Here is a 19,073-nt window from a genome sequence, read left to right as displayed (position 1 = left end):
TTTCTAGCTATCTAACGACGATGCGAGTCGCCAAGCAATCGAGGTAGCGCGTCAAAGCGATCCAACATGACAGCACTACTTACTTTTCAGCTTCGGCTGTCTGCGCACGGATATTCAGGAGAGAAGTCAGCTCTGGGCCCAATTGCCGACATAGGCCGACGAACGACGTTCGCGCAGCGCTTGCGCGCCGGTTCGGGCCGGCTACGCTGCCCATGCCAAAGCCGATCCTCGACGAGCCTCGTGAACGGCCACAGTGAAAGTCGCGTCACCGGCCTTGAGGTCGATGCGGCAACTACTCGGGATAGACCTGAACGTCCTTTGGCCCCGGCTTGTTGAAAAGGATAAATACCAGGGGGTTGCCGGGCTCGGACATTGCATCGCTGCGCTGGCCCGTTATCTCTCCGGCCACGCCGCTTGTATACTCCGCAATCACCTCGCCGAAGCTATTGCGCTGGATCGCAACCTTCTGTCCGGCTTCAACCTTGTCGTTGAGTTTGACCAGATGCTCAACGAGACCGCCCGCGGTGGCCAGGATCGGGTACGCGCTGTTACCGACAAAGACAGTCACGTCCTTGCCTGTACGTCCCATTGGCCCGGCAACGATGCCGTGATGCTTGAGGACGTTCATTGTGCCTTCCACGAAGAGCGAGATCATCTCAGGGTCCAGGACGCGCGCAGCGCCGATTTCCGGCGTGAAGGACGGGATGCCGACGTCCATGAACGCGTTGTGCAGGACACCGGGATACACATGATTGTCGAAGATCTGGCCGACCGGATAGAGCTCAACCATCGCCTTGACCGCGGGCACATCCATACCGCCGATATTGAATGCGGTGACTTCGAATCCGGTTGTCCCGGTGTGGAAGTCGATCGCGAAATCGGCGTTCGGCCGCAGCAGCCGCTTGAACAGAAGCCCGGCGTGTCGGCTGGGTGCGGTGGCGCCGTTCTCGTTCCCGGGCCACTCCCGATTCATATCGATCAGATCGATGCCTCTGCCCTGGTTCGGCCATCTGCGCTGCATGCTTTCCAGGGCCGGGCGGGATACGTCCGTGACCGCCATCACCGTGCCCGACATCTGCGCCGGGTCGAGTTGGTTCATCACAGTCTGGACCGTATGCACGGAACTCATCTCGTCGCCATGCACGCCACTGGTCAGGATGCCGCGCTTGCCCGGCTTTGCTCCCTTGGCGACCGTCACAGACACATGCCAGTGCTGTCCGGTTGGCATCTCAACGCCCTGAAAATACAAACGGTGCTTCTTCCCGGGCTCAAGGTCGTTGACGTCGAGCGCGCTGACGACCTTTTTGCCTTCGATAACATCGCCGGTATAGACCGTTCCTGATGCCGGATTGCCAGGGGGTGTCGCTGCGCCCTGGGCATTCGCAGCACCAGCGTTGACGGCGACGGCGGCCGCGGAACCGACCGTGACAATGGATGCCATTATCAGATCGCGGCGATCGATACCTTTTGCAGACTTCTCCGGCATGATGGGGCCCTCAGTGTTGTGAAAGGCAATGTTCGTACGACGGCACAGCATACCCTTGAACCCTGGTGCGCCTGGCCAGACACATTTAAACGCAATCTCAGGTGAGGTTGCCGCATCAAAATAGCACGCCCCGCACGCCGCCAAGCCTGCCCGAAAGCGGTATCGGAGAGGCGCAGTTCGATGATCCTCTTCCTGAGAGGAAGGGTTTTCTTTTACCAGAGATTGGCCGGACCATCATTGCTCAATCTCGCAAGGGAGGCAGGTCATGCCACTGACCGAAGGCGACGTCCTGGATACACTGAGCGACCCGGTAGCGCTTGGCATCGAGTTCTACGTGAATAAGATTCACATTAAAGGCGAATACTTGACGACAGTTCGCGATCACATTCGCGCCGGCAATATCCTGGTCAAGGGCGGCACCGAGGATCTCGCTTTCTACGATCAAACGGCGGATATTCTGCTGACACAGAAGAAGTCGCCGCCCGCAAATGACGGCGATCGGGCGCTGCTGCTGCATGAATGCGTCCACGCCATGATCGACGTCTATGATCCTGATGGCACCGTTACGCGTCACATGGGCGAGTTGGCGGCCTATCTCACGCAAACGACCTATAGCGTGCGCAAGAATCCATCGGCTAACCGCACCGGCGCAGCCGCCTGGGACAAGTTCTGGGGCGACTTGTACGCCACGGTGCGCGCCAACAGGCTCGACACCAGCGCGGGCAACGGCGTCAAGATTCCATCGGCGACGCTCGAAAACTTGCGCCGGCAACTCGCCGCCTTGCCCTCTGTGAACTACGGAAGTTTCAGCAAAGAGGCGACCGGCGTATCGGACGGGCTGATCCGCATGAACATATTCCTGTCGACGACCGATGAACCCGTTTCCATGCGATCATCGAGCGTTGCCTACGAGTCCAATCCAGATCCGAGCGATGACTATCTGATCCGCACCCTGATGGAAGCCTATGCGAGCACCGATGTGAGAGGCTATGGCAAGCGCCTTCGCCAGCTCCGTCGGGATTTTCTCTTTTGCTCGCTGCCTCGCGCCCACGAGTTGCGGAGGCGGCTCCCGCTGCGCAAGCGGGGAGACCGGCTCTCCGAATTGTTTCACGATCGCCTGTCGCGCGGCGGCCGCGGCATACTTCTGCGTGTTCTTGCGTTACGAAGCTGACCGCGCCCAGGCCAGCGACGTTCGTCCCGCGCAGCGCTTGCGTGCCGGCCCGGGCCGGCTACGCTGTCCCATGCCAAAGCCGATCCCCGAACGGTACCAGCACCTCCGCGCGTTCGCGTTCGGCGACAATCCCGCCCTCGCCGATCAACTCCTCGAACTCGTGATCGACGGCGTCAAGACCGCGACCTGCAGCACGGAAGACGAGCCGAACACCTCGGCGCCCGGAGAGCGCTGGATCGTGCTCGATGGGCGCGGCGAGCCCCGCTGCGTCATCGAAACCACCGAGGTGACGTATCGGCGCTTCGGCGAGGTCGATGCCGGCTTCGCGCGTGACGAGGGCGAAGGCGACCGAAGCCTGGCGTATTGGCGCGATGCGCATCGCGCCTATTTCGGCCGCCTCGGACGATTCAGCGAAGACATGATGCTGATGTGCGAACGCTTTCGCCTGGTCGAGGTGTTCGGCGATCTCCCGGACGCGTAGCCGACGGCCGCTGGCGGCTCCGTCTTCCACTGGAAACCGCGGCGTCGGATCGCAGGAACCAACGTCGGTGCGGCGCATTGTCACTTCATCCACCGGTTGAAAGGTAATATCCCGTCAGTGTTCGGTATGTGTGCCGATTCTGTCGTGTTGCCTGTCCGCCGGGGAGATTCATTTAGTCGGCATCTGTTGAATTGCAGGATCCTTCACTTTGGCACTTTTTGCATATCAAGCACCGAGCACGACGTCCCGATCGCGCGGGCGGATCGCCGTCAGAGACGCGCAATGAAGACGGACAAGGCCATCTGGTACGTCTCGTTCGCGGTGAGAAATCCCGACGCCGGACACCACCGCTTCCCACGCCAGACCCGCACCTTCGCGAGCGAGCTGGACGCCAAGGCATTCGCGCGCACCCTGCTCGATCAGGCGCAGGACGTCAGCGCCGGAACGATCAACCCGCACACCCCAAGGCGCGTGATCGCACCGACGGCGATCACCACCTGGGCCGGCGAGAGCTGAGGCGGCGGCAGGGGCGCTGGCGAATCCCGCGGCAAGCAGACAGAATGCCGATCTCTCCGGCCGATGAGCAGGACTTTGGCAGAGCCATCGCAAACTGCGCCCTTCGCACCGTTCGAATGGATGCTATCCGCGCGCTACCTGCGGGCGCGACGCAGGGAAGGCTTTATCTCGGTCATTGCCGGGTTCTCGTTTCTGGGCATCATGCTCGGCGTCGCCACGTTGATCATCGTCATGGCCGTCATGAACGGCTTTCGCAAAGAGCTGCTGGGCAAGATCCTCGGCCTCAACGGCGATATTCTGATTCAGCCGGTGGAAAGGCCCCTGACCGACTGGCAGGACGTTGCCGAGCGCATCAGCCAGCTGCAGGGCATCCGCCTCGTTGTCCCCGTGGTCGACGGCATGGCACTGGCATCGTCGTCCAACGCCTCCGGTGTTCTCGTGCGCGGTATTCGCGCCGCCGACCTCTCCCGCCTGCCCTCGGTCAGCAACACCATCAAGGGATCGATCGAGCATTTTGACGAGGGCCAGGGGATCGTCATCGGCCGCCGGCTCGCCGATCAACTCTCCGCGCATGTCGGCGACGGCATCACGCTGGTCGCGCAGCGCGGCGCGACCACGCCGATGGGCATCATGCCGCGGATCAAGAAGTACCCGATATCGGCCGTGTTCGAGATCGGCATGTCGGAATATGACGCCGGCCTGATCTTCATGCCGATCATCGAAGCACAGGCCTATTTCAACCGCGGCACGAACGTCACCGGGATCGAGGTCTTCACCGTTGATCCCGATCGGGTCGACCAGTTTCGCAAGACGGTGACGGAAGCGGCCGAGCGGCCGGTCTTCCTGGTGGATTGGCGTCAGCGCAACACGACCTTCTTTGGCCTGCTTCAGGTCCAACGCAACGTGATGTTCGTGATCCTGACCATGATCGTGCTGGTGGCGGCGCTGAACATCGTGTCCGGGCTGATCATGCTGGTGAAGGACAAGAGCAGCGACATCGCGATCCTGCGGACGATGGGCGCCTCTCAGGGCGCGATCATGCGGATCTTCCTGATCACCGGGGCCTCGATCGGCGTGGTGGGGACGCTGGTCGGCTTCGCGGTCGGCCTTTTCGTATGCCGCCATGTCGAAGCGATCCGTCAATTCCTGTCATGGCTGACCGGCATCCAACTGTTCCCGCCCGAGCTCTATTTCCTGTCCGAGCTGCCGGCGGAGGTCGACATCGCGCAGACCGCAGCGGTCGTGATCATGGCGCTGACGCTGTCATTGCTTGCCACTCTCTATCCGTCATGGCGCGCGGCGCGGCTCGATCCGGTCGAGGCCTTCCGGTGATGTTGCGTCCTACAGAAAACGTGACGGCGCAAACGGCGCGAGCGGAATTTCGGGCTCCTTGCCGCTCAACAGTTGCGCGACCAGCCGGCCGGTGCGGGCTGAGCCGACCAGGCCGACATGGCCGTGGCCGAACGCATAGACCACGTCACGCGTGGCGCTGCTATGGCCGATGCACGGTCGCCCGTCCGGCATGCTCGGGCGATGACCGAACCAGGTCTTGATCCGCGATGCTGGAATATCCTTCGGCAGTTTCGGGAACATGCTGAAGAGATGCTCGCGCAGGATCTCGGCGCGCTTCCAGTTCGGCGCGGCGTCGAGCCCCGCGATCTCCACCGTACCTGCGGCGCGCAGGCCCTTGTCGGTCCAGTTGACGACCATCTTGGCGTCCGAGGCCATCACCGAATTGCGCGGTCCGGATTCCGGATTCTCGATCATGACGTGATAGCCGCGCTCGGTCTCCAGCGGGAGCGGATCGCCGATCGACGCGGTCAGTTGCCTGGAGCGCGCACCGGCGGCGACCACCGCGGCGTCGCAGGCAATCTCGCCGCTCTCGGTAACCACGGCGGCGAGCCGGTTGCCCGCGAGCTTGAGACCGACCGCCTTGGCGGCGACTCGCTCGGCGCCGTTTGCAATGGCGTGCACGGCGAGCGCTGCGACGTAGGCGCCGGGATCGCGGCAGCGGCCGGCCTCCTCGACCACGACGCCGAACTTGTAGCGCGGATGCAGATCGGGCTCGCGCTGGCGCATCTCGTCTTCGTTGAGCTCGAGCCATTCGATGCCGACGCGCTTGCGGATACGCCAGCCGAGGTCGCGGTCGAACGGTTCGCGCGTGGGAAACACATGCATCACCCCGCGCCGCTCGATCAGCTCGGGCACGCCGGCTTCCTCGGCGAGCTGCCGATGCAGCAGCGGCGCGTCCTTCAGGAGATCGCGCATCGCCCGCGCGGTGGCCTCGACCTGCGCCTCGGTGCGGCTCGCCAGCAGATACTTGATCAGCCACGGCAGCGCCTTCGGCAAATACGACCAGCGGATCGACAACGGCCCGAGCGGATCCATCAGATAGCCAGGCACCTTCTTCCAGGTGCCGGGTTCGGCCGGCGGGATCACCGAATGCGACGACAGCCAGCCGGCATTGCCATAGCTCGCCGCCTGCTCACCGCCGGGCTCGCCCGGATCGATCAGCGTGACTCGGTGACCACAGCGCAGCGCCTCGATGGCGCTGATCACACCGACCGCGCCGGCGCCGATGATCGCGACGTGACGGCCGGCGGACTCAGGCATCAACGCGCGGCCTGCTCGGGCACAAAGTCCTTGCCGACCGACAGCGCGCGCTGATCGACCAGGCAGTGCAGGATCGCCGGCTTGCCGGAGGCCAGCGCGCGCTCGAACGCGGGCGCAAAGTCCTCGGTGCGCTCGACCCGTTCGCCATGGCCGCCGAACGCCTTGGCGTAGAGCGCAAAGTCCGGGTTCTTGAGCTGGGTGCCGACGACGCGGCCGGGATAGTCGCGTTCCTGATGCATGCGGATGGTGCCGTATTGCGCGTTGTCGATGACGACGACGATCAGCGGCGCGTCGTACTGCACGGCGGTGGCGAATTCCTGCCCGTTCATCAGGAAGCAGCCGTCGCCGGCGAAGGCGACGACGACGCGATCCGGATGCTGCCGCTTGGCTATCACGGCCGCCGGCACGCCGTAGCCCATCGAGCCCGAGGTCGGCGCGAGCTGCGCTGCGAAGGTGTGGAAGCGATGGTGGCGGTGAATCCAGCCGGCATAGTTGCCGGCGCCGTTGCAGACGATCGCATCCTTCGGCAGACGATCGCGCAGCCAGGTCACGACTTCGCCGTATTGGAAATGGCCCGGCAGCTCGCGCGGCTTGTCGGTCCAGGCGAGATAATCGGCGTGCGCCTTCGCCGCCTCGCCCTTCCAGGCGGGTGCGGCCGATGGCTTCATGGTCTCGACGGCGGCGGCGAAGGCGGCAGGCGTCGCCTGGATCGCCAGCGCCGGCTGATAGACCCGGCCGAGCTCCTCGGAGCCGGGATGGACATGGATCAGCTTCTGGCTCGGCACGGGAATATCGAGCAGCGTGTAGGACGACGACGGCATTTCCGACATGCGGCCGCCGATCAGGAGAATGACGTCAGCGCCGGTGAAGCGATCCCTGAGCTTCGGGCTAGGGCCGATGCCGAGATCGCCGGCATAATGCGAATGGTCCGCGTCGAACAGCGAGGCGCGGCGGAACGAGGTCGCGACCGGCAGATCGAAGCGCTCGGCGAAGCGCGCGATGCCCTTGGCCGCCTCTTCGGTCCAGGCCGAGCCGCCGAGCACCACGATCGGCGCCTTGGCACCGGCCAGCATCGTGCCGAGCCGTTCGAGATCCGAAGGCGCCGGCCAGGTCACTGCAGGCTCGACCTTCGGCGCGTCGGCGACCGCCGCGGTCTCGGTGAGCATGTTCTCCGGCAGCGAGATCACCACCGGCCCGGGGCGGCCCTGCAGCGCGACGCGGAAGGCGCGCGCCACCAGCTCCGGAATGCGGTCCGGACGATCGATCTCGACCGCCCATTTCGCCATGGTGCCGAACACCGCCTTGTAGTCGAGTTCCTGGAACGCCTCGCGCTCGCGCATGCCGGTGTCGACCTGGCCGACGAACAGGATCATCGGGGTCGAATCCTGCATCGCGATGTGCACGCCATGCGCGGCGTTGGTCGAGCCCGGACCGCGGGTGACGAAACAGATGCCGGGCCGCCCAGTCAGCTTGCCATAGGCCTCCGCCATCATCGCCGCACCACCCTCGGCGCGGCAGATCACGACGTCGATCGGGCTGTCATGCAGGGCGTCGAGCGCCGCCAGATAGCTCTCGCCCGGCACGCAGGTGACGCGCTCCACCCCTTGCGCGACCAGCTGGTCGATCAGGATCTGGCCTCCGGTGCGGGCATTGCTTTTGGTCATGAGGGCTCCCTGCAGGTATTGGCGCGCGCTCAAGGCTCGCGCGGAAAATGGTCCGACGGGGGTATGATAGACGGCAATATGGCGCAAGGCCGAAACCGCCGCGGGATGCAGCGGCGGCATCGAGCCATGCGGCAGGGAAAGGGCAGCGGCCCGCCGCCGCTTATTTGCGCAGAGCGGAGGCCCGCAGGAATGCCGCCTTGCTCACCCGTCATGCCCGGGCTTGTCCCGGGCATCCACGTCTTGGCTCCTACCCGAAGAAGACGTAGATGGCCGGGACAAGCCCGGCCATGACGATGTGAGGTCGGAGCGAACCTTTACAGCGAGCGCGCGATCAGCAGCTTCATGATCTCGTTGGTGCCGCCATAGATCTTCTGGATCCGGGCATCGATGAACATGCGCGAGATCGGATATTCCTGCATGTAGCCGTAACCGCCGTGCAGCTGCAGGCATTCGTCCGCGGTTTCGACCTGCTTCTGCGAGCACCACCATTTCGCCATCGACGCCGTCACGGTGTCGAGGTCGCCGGCGACCAGGCGCTCGATGCACCAGTCGACGAACACGCGGGCGATCATCGCCTCGGTCTTGCGCTCGGCGAGCTTGAAGGCGGTGTTCTGGAATTCGAGCAGCGGCTTGCCGAACGCGGTGCGTTCCTTGGTGTACTCCGCGGTGATCCGAACCGCGCGCTCCATCGAGGCGACGGCGCCGACGGCGAGCGCCAGCCGCTCCTGCGGCAATTGCTGCATCAGCTGCACGAAGCCGTTGCCCTCCTCGGCCCCGAGCAGGTTCTCCGGCGGCACCGTGACATTGTCGAAGAACAGCTCCGAGGTGTCGGAGGCGTGCAGGCCGATCTTGTCGAGGTTGCGCCCGCGCCGGTAGCCCTCCGCGCCCGCGGTCTCCACCACGATCAGCGAGATGCCCTTCGAGCCCGCAGCCCCGGTGCGCGCCACCACGATGACGAGGTCGGCGGCCTGGCCGTTGGTGATGAACGTCTTCTGGCCGTTGATGACGTAGGAATTGCCCTGTTTCCTGGCCGTGGTCTTGACGGCCTGCAGGTCGGAGCCGGTGCCGGGCTCGGTCATCGCGATGGCGCCGACCATCACGCCGGACGCCATCTTCGGCAGCCAGCGCAGCTTCTGCTCCTCCGAGCCGTAATTGACGATGTAATGTGCGACGATCGCGCTGTGCACGGAGACACCGGTGGTCAACTCCGGCACCGTGCTCTCGAGGTCATCGAGCACGGCCGCGTCATAGGCGAAGCTGGTCCCTAAGCCGCCATAGGCCTCGGGCACGCTCGGCAGCAACGCGCCCATCTCGCCGAGCGCGCGCCAGGCCGAGCGGTCGACCAATTTCTGCTCGCGCCATTTTTCGGCGTGCGGCAAAAGGTCCTTGGCGAGGAATTTGCGGAACTGGTCACGGAAGGTGTCCAGCTCCTCGGTCATCCAGGACGATCGGTAGTGCATCATGCCCTCAGATTCTTGCTTTGACGCGTTTTCTTGACGCGAACCGGTACCCACTTCGCTCGAAAACGCTCTCGTTATCAGATCAACAGACCGCCGCCGGCGACGATCACCTGACCACTGATGTAGTTCGATTCCGGAGCGCAGAACAGATAGACCGCGTCCGCCGCCTCTTCCGGCGTGCCGCCGCGGCCGAGCGGGATCATCCGGCCATCGCCTCCAGCATCTGCGGTTGGACGCCGACCTTGATGTCGCGGCCGGCGACGTCGATGGTCTTCTGCTGGGTCTCGATCGGCTGGGTCAGGCGGGTGTTGATCAGGCCGAACGCCACGCAATTGACGTTGACCTTGTAGCGGCCCCACTCCTTGCACATCGTGCGCGTCAGCCCGATCAGCGAGGCCTTGGCCGAAGAATAGCTCGCCTGCCCGGCATTGCCGTAGAGGCCCGCGATCGAGGAGACGTTGACGACCTTGCGGAACACCTCGCGGCCGGCCTCGGCCTCTCGCTTGGCCATCACCCGGATCGGCTCGGACGCGGCACGCATGATCCGGAACGGGGCGACCAGATGGACGTCGAGCATCGCCTGGAACTGCTCGTCCGACATCTTCTGGATCGTCGAGTCCCAGGTGTAGCCGGCATTGTTGACGATGATGTCGAGGCCGCCGAACTGCTCGATCGCGCCGTCGACGAAACGATCGGCAAAGCCTGCCTCCGTCACGCTGCCATTGACCGCGATCGCCTCGCCGCCCATTGCCTTGATCTCGGCGGCGACGGCATTGCCCGGCTCGGCATCGAGGTCGTTGACCACGACCCGCGCGCCCTCGCTCGCAAGCTTCAGCGCAATAGCTCGCCCGATGCCGCGGCCTGAGCCTGAGATGAGCGCGACTTTGCCTTGCAGTTTCGACATGGTTCCTCCCTCAAACGAGATGATCTTCTTTCTTCACCTCTCCCGCTTGCGGGGGAGGTCGCATCGCATCGAAGATGCGATGCGGGTGGGGGCTCTCTCCGCGACATGACTCGTGTGTTCAACCGGCATGATTCCCGACATTTTGGACCGGCATGATCCCCGACAGTTTGGGTTAAGCGGTCTGTTCGCCCGGTTCGCGCAGCCCCTCACGAGGCGGAGCGAACCGGGTGAACAGGCCGCGGCGGTCGATGAGACCGACGTCGAGGTCGCAGAAGCGGACGACGTGGTCACCGGTATCGAGTTCGGCGATGCCGACAAGTTCGTTCACCAGCGCCTGACCGATAAAGACGAACTTGCCTTTCCATTTAATCTCCCCATTGCCGCGAACACGGCGGGCCTGGTGATCGGCGTCATACCAGGGGTCTTGCTCGCGATCCGGCATGGTGCGTTGAGATGCTCGATAGGCGTCCTCCGGCGGCCGTTGGCCCAGCGCTTCGTGAGGACGTTCCTTATTGTAATGCTCTCGGAAGGCGTCAAAGCGGGCCTGTTGCTCGGACGCATTATCTGCCGGTGGGCTCGATGTTTGCGCCTTCAAGGTGCGATGCATGCGCTCATGGCGACCGTTCTCCTGCGGCGAGGCCGGACGGATGAAGTGCGGCGTAATGCCGAGCTTCAGCCACCAGACCGACAATGTGGTGAGACCGCCGGCGCCGCGCGAGCCGAACGGCGAACCATTGTCGCAGCGGATTGCCCGCGGCAGGCCATGCTCGCGGAAAGCCCTCTCGAAGCGGGGGCGGACGCCCTCGGTCGTCGGTGCGACGATCTGCAGTTCGATCAGGAAGCGACTGTGGCTGTCAGCCACCGTCAACGGATCAATCCGGCACTGGTCGCGGGTGCGGAACCAACCCTTGAAGTCCACGCTCCACTCGTCGTTCGGCTCCTGCACCGGCGTGCAGGGACGCCGCTGGTCGAGCGGACGGCGGCGGCGCTTCACCGGCGAGATCAGCCCCGCGCGCTTGAGAATGCTCCCAATCGTCGACGCCGCCGGCCAATCGATCTCCGGCGCCTGGCGGTCAAGCAGGGCGAGCAGCTTGCGCGGTCCCAGATAGGGAAAGCGCTGCCGAGCCGCGATCACCTTCTCTGCAATCGCCGCATCGGTCGTTTGTCGGCATTGCTGCGGCGCGTGCGAACGGTCCCTGAACCACTCCGGATCGCCGCTCTGCTTCCGCTGGCGCCATGCGTAAAACGTGTCGCGGCAGATACCGTGACGGCGGCACAACTCCGACACGCTCCAGTTCCCGCTCTCGTACTCCATAAGCATCCGGATACGCTCTTCCATCCGACTGGTCTCTCTGAACGGCATCGTCGGGCCCTCCCGCCGATGCTTCTAGAAACCTGTCGGCAATCATGCCGGTCTAAACTGTCGGGTATCTATCCGGTCTGTACCGTGGAGAGAGCCCCCACCCCAGCCCTCCCCCGCAAGCGGGAGAGGGAGTACGAGTCCTTGCTCGGCGGGACTATCCCGCTACAACGCGATAACCGCTTCCCCCGCGAGCTTGACCTCGCCGTTCTGATCTTTCGTCGTCAGCGCGACCTTCGCCCGCTTCTCGCCGCCCTGCTCGATCAGCTCGATCACCGTGCCCTCGCAGGTCAGCTGCGCGCCGAGCTGGGTGATGGCGGCAAAGCGGGTCGAGAACGAGCGGATGCGCGACGGCGCGACCGCGTCGGTCAGCGCCTGGCCGAGATAGCCCATGACCAACATGCCGTGCGCGAACACGTCGGGGAATCCGGCCGCTTTTGCGAAGTCGATATCGACATGGATCGGGTTGTGATCGCCCGAGGCGCCGCAATACAGCGCAAGGCGATGCCGGGTGATCGGCGGAAATTCCTTGTGGACGATGCGGTCGCCGACCGCCCGACGTGCAGCGCTCATGACGGCCTCGCATTGCGCACCACGATGGTGCGCGAGACATCGGCGACATGGACGCCACTCTGGTTGGTGACCCCAGTCTCGACTACGATCAGCGTCATCGCCCCGCCCTTCTTGTCGGTCACGCTGGTGACGCGCGGGTGGAACGTCAGGGTGTCACCGACCACAACGGGGGCGTGATAGTCGAAGCGCTGCTCGCCATGCAGCACTCGGGCGAGATCGATGTCGAGCGCGGTCAGGAACTCGAACGGCACCGTTGCGTCCATCATCTCCAGGCAGAACAGATAGGTCGGTGGCACCGGCGCCGCCGCAAAACCCGCCGCCTGCGCGGTCGCCTCGTCCCGATAGACCGGATTGGTCTCGCCGAGCGTGTCGAGGAAGAAGCGCAGGCGCCCCGGCTCGACGCGCGCGGTCACCGGCGTGAATTCACGCCCGACAGCCGATTGATCGACCATGACGACCTCAGGCGCGTTGGTAGAGCGTCACGACGCAGGCGCCGCCGAGGCCGAGATTGTGCTGCAGGCCGAGCCGCGCACCTTCGACCTGGGTCGCCGACGCGGTGCCGCGCAGCTGCCGCGTCAGCTCGTAGCACTGCGCAAGGCCGGTGGCGCCGAGCGGATGGCCCTTCGACAACAGGCCGCCGGAGGGATTGGTGACGAACTTGCCGCCATAAGTATTGTCGCCGTCGTCGATGAACTTCGCGGCCTCGCCTTGGGCGCACAGGCTGAGCCCTTCATAGGTGATCAGCTCGTTGTGGGCGAAGCAGTCATGCAGCTCGACGACGTCGAGATCTTTTGGCCCGATGCCGGCTGCCTCATAGACCTTGTTGGCGGCGTCGCGCGCCATGTCGTAGCCGACCACCTGCATCATGTCGTCGGCCCCGAAGGTCGACGGCGTGTCGGTCGTCATCGCCTGCGCCGCGATGCGGACCTGCTTGTTGAGACCATGCTGGTCGGCGAATTTCTCCGAGACCAGGATCGCGGCGGCGCCGCCGCAGGTCGGCGGACACGCCATCAGCCGGGTCATCACGCCGGGCCAGATCACCTGGTCGTTCATGACGTCGTCGGCGGTGACCTCTTTCCGGAACAGCGCCAGGGGATTGTTCTTGGCATGGCGGCTCGCCTTGGCGCGCACTTTTGCAAACGCGGAGAGCGGCGTGCCGTATTTCTTCATGTGGCTGAGGCCGGCGCCGCCGAAATAGCGCAGCGCCAGCGGCACGCCGGGCGCATCGACCAGCTTGTCGGCCGCGGCGTCGAAATCGTCGAACGCGCTGGGCCGATCGGTGAACACGGCGCCAAGCGCACCGGGCTTCATCTGCTCGAAGCCGAGCGCCATCACGCAGTCGGCTGCGCCTGACTCGATCGCCTGCCGCGCCAGGAACAGCGCGGTCGAGCCGGTCGAGCAGTTGTTGTTGACGTTGACGATCGGGATGCCGGTCATGCCGACCGGATACAGCGCGCGCTGGCCGCAGGTGGAGTCGCCATAGACATAGCCGACATAGGCCTGTTGCACACGGCCGTAGTCGAGGCCGGCATCGGCAAGCGCGAGCCTGGCGGCCTCAGCGCCCATCACGTGATACGGCGCATTGGCGCCGGGCTTGACGAACGGGATCATGCCGACCCCGGCAACATAGGTGCGTGACGTCATTCTGTCCTCCCGAAAATTACCCACTGGACTATTTGTTACCCATGGGTAATATACGGCACCTCACGCAGAGTCAATGCGGCAACGGCTTCACGACATCGGCTTCATATGGACGACGGACACATCCCCTCCTCCAGCCAGTCCCCCTGGCTGCCCTTCGAGAGCCGGCGCCGCGCCCGCGACGAGAAGCGCGAGGCGGTGCTGCGCGCCGCCGTACAGCTGTTCCTCGAACAGGGCTATCACCGCGCCACGCTGAACGACGTCGCCAAGCGGCTCAACATCACCAAGCCCGCGCTCTACAATTACTTCCGCGGCAAGGACGAGATCCTGTTCGAGTGCTGGTCGATCGGCAACGAGCTGGTCGACGAATGCATCGCCGAAACCTCGGCCGGCGGCGGCAGCGGCCTTGCCAAGCTGCGCAAGCTGGTGGTCCGCTACGCCGAGCTGATGACCGAGGACTACGGCAAGAGCCTGGTCCGCTTCGACATCCGCGACCTCAGCGAGGACAACCGCAAGATCGTGCAGACGGCGAAGCGGCGGATCGACCGCGCCTTCCGCGACTACATCGTACAGGGTGTCGAGGACGGTTCGGTCAAACCGTGCGACCCGAAGCTCGCGGCGTTTGCGATCGCGGGCTCGCTGAACTGGATCGGCCACTGGTTCCAGCCCGGCGGTGAGTTGACCGGACGCGCCGTCGCCGAGGAATTCGCGATCCGCCTCACCGAGGGGATCGCCACGACATCAACGCGTAAAACAACAGCGCACAAAGCAGTCGCTCCGGCTGCAGAGAAGGCGGACAAACCGCCTCGCAAGGGAAACGCACCAAGGGAGGACGGAAGTGAACATCACACACGGGCTGCGGCGGGCGCTGCAGGTCAATCCAAACGGACTCGCAGTCGTCTGCGGTGAGCGGCGGCGCAACTGGCGCGAGGTCGGCACCCGCGTCGCCCGCCTCGCCGCGGCGATCCGCGGCCTTGGCGCTGACAACGGCGACCGCGTCGCGATCCTGTCGCTGAACTCCGATCGTTATCTCGAGCTGTACCTCGCGGTCGGCTGGGCCGGCGCCGTGATCGTGCCGCTCAACATCCGCTGGTCTCCGCTGGAGAACGAGGACGCGCTGCGCGACTGCCGCGCCACCATCCTGTTCGTCGACAAGGCATTCGCGCCGGTCGGCGCGACGCTGGCGACCACCATCCCCGGCCTCAAGCTGGTCTATGCCGACGAGGGCGAGACGCCTGTGGGCATGGAGAATTACGAGACACTGATCGCGCGCAGCGAGCCGATGGCGGATGCGATGCGCTCGCGCGACGATCTCGCCGGCATCTTCTACACCGGCGGCACCACCGGCCGCTCCAAGGGCGTGATGCTGAGCCACGGCAATCTGATGGCCAATGCGCTCAACGCGCTCGGCGAAGGCCTGTGGCCGAGCAGCACGATCTATCTGCATGCTGCGCCGATGTTCCACCTCGCCAATGGCGCGGCGATGTATTCGGTGCTGCTGTCGGGCGGATCCAACGTCGTGATCCAGGGCTTTACGCCCGATGGCGTCGCCACTGCGATTCAGAAGGAGCGCATCACCGACGTGCTGCTGGTGCCGACCATGATCCAGATGTTCGTCGATCATCCGACGCTCGGCACGTATGACCTGTCGTCGCTGAAGGGCATCTCCTACGGCGCTTCTGTCATCAGCGACGCCGTGCTGATGCGCGCCATGAAGGCGCTGCCGCATGTCGAATTCACGCAAGCTTACGGCATGACCGAGCTGTCGCCGATCGCTACGATTCTGCACTGGAAGGAGCATATCGGCGACGGCCGCGCCAAGGGCCGACACCGCGGCGCCGGCCGCGCCACGCTCGGCGCGGAATTGAAGATCGTCGATGCCGAAGACAAGGTCGTACCGCTGGGCACCGTCGGCGAGATCGCGGTGCGCGGCGATATGGTGATGATGGGCTATTGGGAACGGCCGGAGGAAACCGCGCGGGCCGTGATCGACGGCTGGATGCATACCGGCGACGGCGGCTACATGGACGAGGACGGTTTTGTCTACGTCGTCGACCGCGTCAAGGACATGATCATCTCTGGCGGCGAGAACGTCTATTCGGCCGAGGTCGAGAACGCCCTCGCCCAGCACCCGGCGGTGGCGCAGTGCGCCGTGATCGGCATCCCGAGCGAGCGCTGGGGCGAGCAGGTCCACGCCGTCGTGGTGCTGAAGAGCGGCGCCAGCGCCACGCCGGAAGAGCTGATGGAGCACTGCAAGGCGCTGATCGCCGGCTACAAATGCCCGCGCAGCGTCGACATCACCTCGACGCCCTTACCGCTCTCCGGCGCCGGCAAGATCTTGAAGCGCGAGCTGCGCAAGCCGTATTGGGAGAACCGCGAGCGGCGCGTCAGCTGAGGCGCGCGCTTCGCGATCGAGGCCTTCGGTCCCGTCATTCCGGGGCATCGCGCAGCGATGAACCCGGAATCTCGAGATTCCGGGTTCGATGCTCCGCATCGCCCCGGAATGACGGCGTCCCTTTGGACGTCGCATGGCGTTGCGCTGGCCTCAGGCGTTGACATCGGAGCATGCGGCCGATTGGATCAATTCCAGATTCAATCCAGCGAGTTCCGATGTCCGCACCCGATACCAATGCCGACGGCAAGCCCCGCCGCCTGATGCACCGCCGCTCCGTCGAATGTCTCGGCTATCTCCGCGACGACGGGCTATGGGAGGTTGAGGCGCGGCTGGTCGACACCAAACCCTATGTGCGGCACGACAGGCATCGCGGGCTGCAGCAGCCCGAGGACCCTGTGCACGACATAAGGCTGCGGCTCGCGGTCGACGACAGCTTTACCATCCGCGAGACCGGCACCACGATGGCCTCGACGCCCTACCCGTCCTGCCTCGATGTCGAAGGCATCCTGCAGCGCTTGGTCGGCGAGCGCATCGGCAAGGGCTGGCGCGAGATTGTCAGGCGCAAGATCGGCAAACTCGAAACCTGCACCCATCTCGCGGAGCTGCTGGGCCCCGCGGTAACGACGCTGTTCCAGACCGCGACCGCGGGCAAGGACCCGCAGGGCCGCGGCGCGCTCGATCACCAGCGCGACGCGACCGAGCCGCCGTTCTTCGTCGGCGGCTGCTATTCGTGGCGGCTGGACGGGCCTGTCGTCGCCGAAACATTTCCGCAGTTCGCCACGAAGCCGGTCGAGGCGAAGCAAGGTTCGTAGATTCCATGGGGCGGTGAGCGTGGCCTTTCCGATAGGTTTGGGTTTCCACACTCGAACCATCGGAGAAGTCAGATGCAAGCATTGACCACAGGCACGCCCACCGCCGACCATTGTGGCACAATTTTCGTTGCGGTCGAACTGAGTCAGAAGACGTGGCTTGTGACGTTGCACAGCCCGGACCGGGATCGGATTTCGCGCCACAAGCTGGAAGGGGGCGATCACACCGAACTACTGGCGTTGATCGAGCGGATCCGCGCCAAGGTGGCGGAGAAGTTCGGGTCGGCGCCCGGTGTGGTGAGCTGCTATGAAGCCGGCTATGACGGCTTTTGGCTGCACCGGCTATTGGAAGCAGCCGGGGTTACGAACTTTGTATTCGATCCGGCAAGCATTGCGGTGGAGCAGCGCGCGCGGCGGGCGAAGACGGATCGGATCGACGGCGAGCTTCTGTTGCGCACCCTGATGGCCTATCTGCGGGGCGAGCCGCGGGTGGTCCGGATCGTTCGCGTGCCGCGGGTGGAAGCGGAGGACGCCCGGCGCGCCAGCCGCGAACGCGACCGGCTGGTCACCGAGCAGACCGCCCACACCAACCGGATCAAGGCGCTGCTGCGCCTTCTGGGGATGGCGGTCGGCAACCCACGCCGACGGGACTGGCTTGCCTGGCTCGAGCGGCAGCGCGACTGGCAGGGCGAGCCGCTGCCGCCGCATCTTCTGGCCGAGATCAAGCGCGAGCACGCGCGGCTGATGCTGGTGCGTGAGCAGCTCGCGGCGCTGGAGCAGGCCCAGGCTGCGGACGCTTCTCCGGCCGTTACCACACCGATGGTCGAGCGGCGGGATCAATTGCAGCGGCTCAAGGCGCTCGGCCCGGCCTTCACCGCAACGCTGGTGAATGAGCTGTTCTACAAGGACTTCCGCAATCGGCGCGAGGTCGCCAGCTATTGCGGATTGACGCCCAGTCCCTGGAAGAGCGGCGGCATCGATCGCGAGCAGGGCATCAGCAAGGCCGGCAATCGGCGCGCCCGACACAAGGCGATCGAACTGGCCTGGCTGTGGCTCCGCCACCAGGGCGACAGCGCGCTCAGCCGCTGGTTCCGTGCCCGCACCGCCGACGCCGGCAAGCGCGCCAAACGCATCGCCATCGTCGCCCTGGCGCGCAAGCTGATCGTGGCGCTGTGGCGTTACCTCACCACCGGCCTCGTTCCCGAGCTGGCAACCATGAAGGCGTAGAACAAACCACACCACCACGCACCGCGGCTTCGCCGCGCTCCGTGCAGGATGGATGATGACCGTGCCACCCTAGGGCTTCAACCGCCGTTTCGTAGATGGGTCTCATCCGCGCCAGGCTTCCTCGCCGCAAGCATGCGGAAGGTGGGTACGGACATTGGTCCGACCGGATATGAGGTGATGCAGTGAGCTGCAGAAATCTTCGGAAGCCAATCCTCGCCTCGGACCAGGTCGTCGCGCTGCGCTACGCATGGCTCCGCGCGCCGCCCTCTTGCCGTCAAACCCCAACCCTGAACCTCCTCCGAATGAGTGGACACCTGTAGTAGGCTCAGAGAGCCCGGAGGTGTCGGATGCAAGAGCGTCAACGTCGGTCGTTTACCGAGGAGTACAAGCGGCAGGCCGCTGAACTCGTGGTATCGAGTGGCCGGTCGATCACGTCGGTCGGCAAGGAACTCGGTCTGCGTGATTCGGTGCTGCGGCGCTGGGTGGAGAAGCTCCGGCAGGAGCCGGCAGCGGCGGCGCGGCGCCCCACGACGCAAGCGACGCCGATGCCGGCGGACCAGGCTGCCGAGATCGCCCGGCTGCGCGAGGAGAATGAGCGGCTGCGCATGGAGCGGGACATTTTAAAAAACTGTCCAGCGCCGTGGCGTGCCTGCGCGGGGTAGAAACAGCCTTGTGCTATCGTCTGAGGCCGGGAGGGTAGCGGCCGTCAGCTTATTGGAGGCACTGTCCCCGTTAAAAAACGTGGTCCATGGGTGCATGCGGACTTGAGAGTG

Annotated in this window: 17 protein-coding genes and 1 pseudogene; 9 read left to right on the top strand and 9 right to left on the bottom strand. The window is 64.8% G+C overall.

Going from position 1 to position 19,073, the window contains the following annotated elements; translation table 11 throughout:
• Nucleotides 1–292 precede the first annotated feature (292 nt).
• Nucleotides 293–1,486 carry a M14 family metallopeptidase gene (locus HAP48_RS34230; protein ID WP_166204227.1) on the bottom strand — a complete coding sequence of 398 codons (1,194 nt, stop codon included), beginning with the start codon at nt 1,484–1,486 and terminating at the stop codon, nt 293–295.
• A gap of 265 nt (nt 1,487–1,751) precedes the next feature.
• Between HAP48_RS34230 and HAP48_RS34225 the strand changes: the two genes are divergently transcribed.
• The 4 genes from HAP48_RS34225 to HAP48_RS34210 all read left to right on the top strand — a co-directional run bounded on the left by HAP48_RS34225 (nt 1,752) and on the right by HAP48_RS34210 (nt 4,986).
• The gene (locus HAP48_RS34225; RefSeq protein WP_166204226.1) at nt 1,752–2,657 is read left to right on the top strand and encodes a hypothetical protein; all 906 of its coding nucleotides are present in this window, start codon (nt 1,752–1,754) and stop codon (nt 2,655–2,657) included.
• A 70-nt stretch (nt 2,658–2,727) separates the two neighbouring features.
• Nucleotides 2,728–3,138 (top strand): ASCH domain-containing protein, encoded by a 411-nt coding sequence (locus HAP48_RS34220; protein WP_166204225.1) that lies wholly within the window; start codon nt 2,728–2,730, stop codon nt 3,136–3,138.
• 282 nt (nt 3,139–3,420) lie between these two features.
• The gene (locus tag HAP48_RS34215; protein ID WP_166204224.1) at nt 3,421–3,654 is read left to right on the top strand and encodes a hypothetical protein; all 234 of its coding nucleotides are present in this window, start codon (nt 3,421–3,423) and stop codon (nt 3,652–3,654) included.
• 63 nt (nt 3,655–3,717) lie between these two features.
• Nucleotides 3,718–4,986, top strand: a complete 1,269-nt coding sequence (locus HAP48_RS34210; RefSeq protein WP_166204223.1) for a lipoprotein-releasing ABC transporter permease subunit — start codon at nt 3,718–3,720, stop codon at nt 4,984–4,986.
• A gap of 9 nt (nt 4,987–4,995) precedes the next feature.
• On the opposite strand, the gene HAP48_RS34205 is transcribed toward HAP48_RS34210, so the two are convergent.
• The 8 genes and pseudogenes from HAP48_RS34205 to HAP48_RS34170 form a co-directional block, all read right to left on the bottom strand.
• Nucleotides 4,996–6,267, bottom strand: a complete 1,272-nt coding sequence (locus HAP48_RS34205) for an NAD(P)/FAD-dependent oxidoreductase (RefSeq protein ID WP_166204222.1) — start codon at nt 6,265–6,267, stop codon at nt 4,996–4,998.
• Nucleotides 6,267–7,931, bottom strand: coding sequence for a thiamine pyrophosphate-binding protein (locus tag HAP48_RS34200; RefSeq protein WP_166204221.1), 1,665 nt, complete (start codon nt 7,929–7,931; stop codon nt 6,267–6,269). Before HAP48_RS34200 ends, HAP48_RS34205 begins: the two co-directional genes overlap by 1 nt.
• A gap of 314 nt (nt 7,932–8,245) precedes the next feature.
• Complete coding sequence (locus HAP48_RS34195) at nt 8,246–9,391, bottom strand: acyl-CoA dehydrogenase family protein (protein ID WP_166215432.1); 1,146 nt, start codon at nt 9,389–9,391, stop codon at nt 8,246–8,248.
• 77 nt (nt 9,392–9,468) lie between these two features.
• A pseudogene (locus HAP48_RS34190) lies at nt 9,469–10,295 on the bottom strand (SDR family NAD(P)-dependent oxidoreductase).
• Between the two features lie 172 nt (nt 10,296–10,467).
• Entirely contained in the window at nt 10,468–11,634 is a 1,167-nt protein-coding gene (locus tag HAP48_RS34185) for an integrase core domain-containing protein (RefSeq protein WP_224496526.1), read from the bottom strand.
• Nucleotides 11,635–11,820: 186 nt separating this feature from the next.
• Nucleotides 11,821–12,228 (bottom strand): MaoC family dehydratase, encoded by a 408-nt coding sequence (locus HAP48_RS34180; RefSeq protein WP_166204220.1) that lies wholly within the window; start codon nt 12,226–12,228, stop codon nt 11,821–11,823.
• Nucleotides 12,225–12,680 carry a MaoC family dehydratase N-terminal domain-containing protein gene (locus HAP48_RS34175; RefSeq protein ID WP_166204219.1) on the bottom strand — a complete coding sequence of 152 codons (456 nt, stop codon included), beginning with the start codon at nt 12,678–12,680 and terminating at the stop codon, nt 12,225–12,227. The genes HAP48_RS34180 and HAP48_RS34175 overlap by 4 nt, the downstream gene beginning before the upstream one ends.
• 7 nt (nt 12,681–12,687) lie before the next feature.
• Nucleotides 12,688–13,872 carry a lipid-transfer protein gene (locus tag HAP48_RS34170; RefSeq protein ID WP_166204218.1) on the bottom strand — a complete coding sequence of 395 codons (1,185 nt, stop codon included), beginning with the start codon at nt 13,870–13,872 and terminating at the stop codon, nt 12,688–12,690.
• A 105-nt stretch (nt 13,873–13,977) separates the two neighbouring features.
• On the opposite strand from HAP48_RS34170, the gene HAP48_RS34165 reads away from it, so the two are divergent.
• From HAP48_RS34165 to HAP48_RS34145, 5 genes are all read left to right on the top strand, one after another.
• Nucleotides 13,978–14,778, top strand: coding sequence for a TetR/AcrR family transcriptional regulator (locus HAP48_RS34165; RefSeq protein ID WP_166204217.1), 801 nt, complete (start codon nt 13,978–13,980; stop codon nt 14,776–14,778).
• A complete protein-coding gene (locus tag HAP48_RS34160) occupies nt 14,708–16,264 on the top strand; it encodes an acyl-CoA synthetase (protein WP_166204216.1) in 1,557 nt (518 codons plus the stop codon). Before HAP48_RS34165 ends, HAP48_RS34160 begins: the two co-directional genes overlap by 71 nt.
• Before the next feature lie 215 nt (nt 16,265–16,479).
• A complete protein-coding gene (locus HAP48_RS34155; RefSeq protein ID WP_166204215.1) occupies nt 16,480–17,076 on the top strand; it encodes a DUF2889 domain-containing protein in 597 nt (198 codons plus the stop codon).
• 72 nt (nt 17,077–17,148) lie between these two features.
• On the top strand, nt 17,149–18,300 hold the full coding sequence (locus HAP48_RS34150; RefSeq protein ID WP_166204214.1) for an IS110 family RNA-guided transposase: 1,152 nt from the start codon (nt 17,149–17,151) through the stop codon (nt 18,298–18,300).
• Between the two features lie 347 nt (nt 18,301–18,647).
• Nucleotides 18,648–18,962: a transposase gene (locus tag HAP48_RS34145; protein WP_166204213.1), complete on the top strand. Its 315-nt coding sequence runs from the start codon at nt 18,648–18,650 to the stop codon at nt 18,960–18,962.
• The last annotated feature ends 111 nt before the right edge of the window (nt 18,963–19,073 follow it).

Source organism: Bradyrhizobium septentrionale (assembly GCF_011516645.4).
Classification (GTDB): domain Bacteria; phylum Pseudomonadota; class Alphaproteobacteria; order Rhizobiales; family Xanthobacteraceae; genus Bradyrhizobium; species Bradyrhizobium septentrionale.
This window is presented reverse-complemented; position numbering and strand designations above follow the sequence as displayed.

Coding starts and splice junctions, on each gene's coding strand:
- HAP48_RS34230 (WP_166204227.1), bottom strand. CDS start 1,486: ATGCCGGAGAAGTCTGCAAAAGGTATCGATCGCCGCGATCTGATAATG.
- HAP48_RS34225 (WP_166204226.1), top strand. CDS start 1,752: ATGCCACTGACCGAAGGCGACGTCCTGGATACACTGAGCGACCCGGTA.
- HAP48_RS34220 (WP_166204225.1), top strand. CDS start 2,728: ATGCCAAAGCCGATCCCCGAACGGTACCAGCACCTCCGCGCGTTCGCG.
- HAP48_RS34215 (WP_166204224.1), top strand. CDS start 3,421: ATGAAGACGGACAAGGCCATCTGGTACGTCTCGTTCGCGGTGAGAAAT.
- HAP48_RS34210 (WP_166204223.1), top strand. CDS start 3,718: ATGAGCAGGACTTTGGCAGAGCCATCGCAAACTGCGCCCTTCGCACCG.
- HAP48_RS34205 (WP_166204222.1), bottom strand. CDS start 6,267: ATGCCTGAGTCCGCCGGCCGTCACGTCGCGATCATCGGCGCCGGCGCG.
- HAP48_RS34200 (WP_166204221.1), bottom strand. CDS start 7,931: ATGACCAAAAGCAATGCCCGCACCGGAGGCCAGATCCTGATCGACCAG.
- HAP48_RS34195 (WP_166215432.1), bottom strand. CDS start 9,391: ATGCACTACCGATCGTCCTGGATGACCGAGGAGCTGGACACCTTCCGT.
- HAP48_RS34185 (WP_224496526.1), bottom strand. CDS start 11,634: ATGGAAGAGCGTATCCGGATGCTTATGGAGTACGAGAGCGGGAACTGG.
- HAP48_RS34180 (WP_166204220.1), bottom strand. CDS start 12,228: ATGAGCGCTGCACGTCGGGCGGTCGGCGACCGCATCGTCCACAAGGAA.
- HAP48_RS34175 (WP_166204219.1), bottom strand. CDS start 12,680: ATGGTCGATCAATCGGCTGTCGGGCGTGAATTCACGCCGGTGACCGCG.
- HAP48_RS34170 (WP_166204218.1), bottom strand. CDS start 13,872: ATGACGTCACGCACCTATGTTGCCGGGGTCGGCATGATCCCGTTCGTC.
- HAP48_RS34165 (WP_166204217.1), top strand. CDS start 13,978: ATGGACGACGGACACATCCCCTCCTCCAGCCAGTCCCCCTGGCTGCCC.
- HAP48_RS34155 (WP_166204215.1), top strand. CDS start 16,480: ATGTCCGCACCCGATACCAATGCCGACGGCAAGCCCCGCCGCCTGATG.
- HAP48_RS34150 (WP_166204214.1), top strand. CDS start 17,149: ATGCAAGCATTGACCACAGGCACGCCCACCGCCGACCATTGTGGCACA.
- HAP48_RS34145 (WP_166204213.1), top strand. CDS start 18,648: ATGCAAGAGCGTCAACGTCGGTCGTTTACCGAGGAGTACAAGCGGCAG.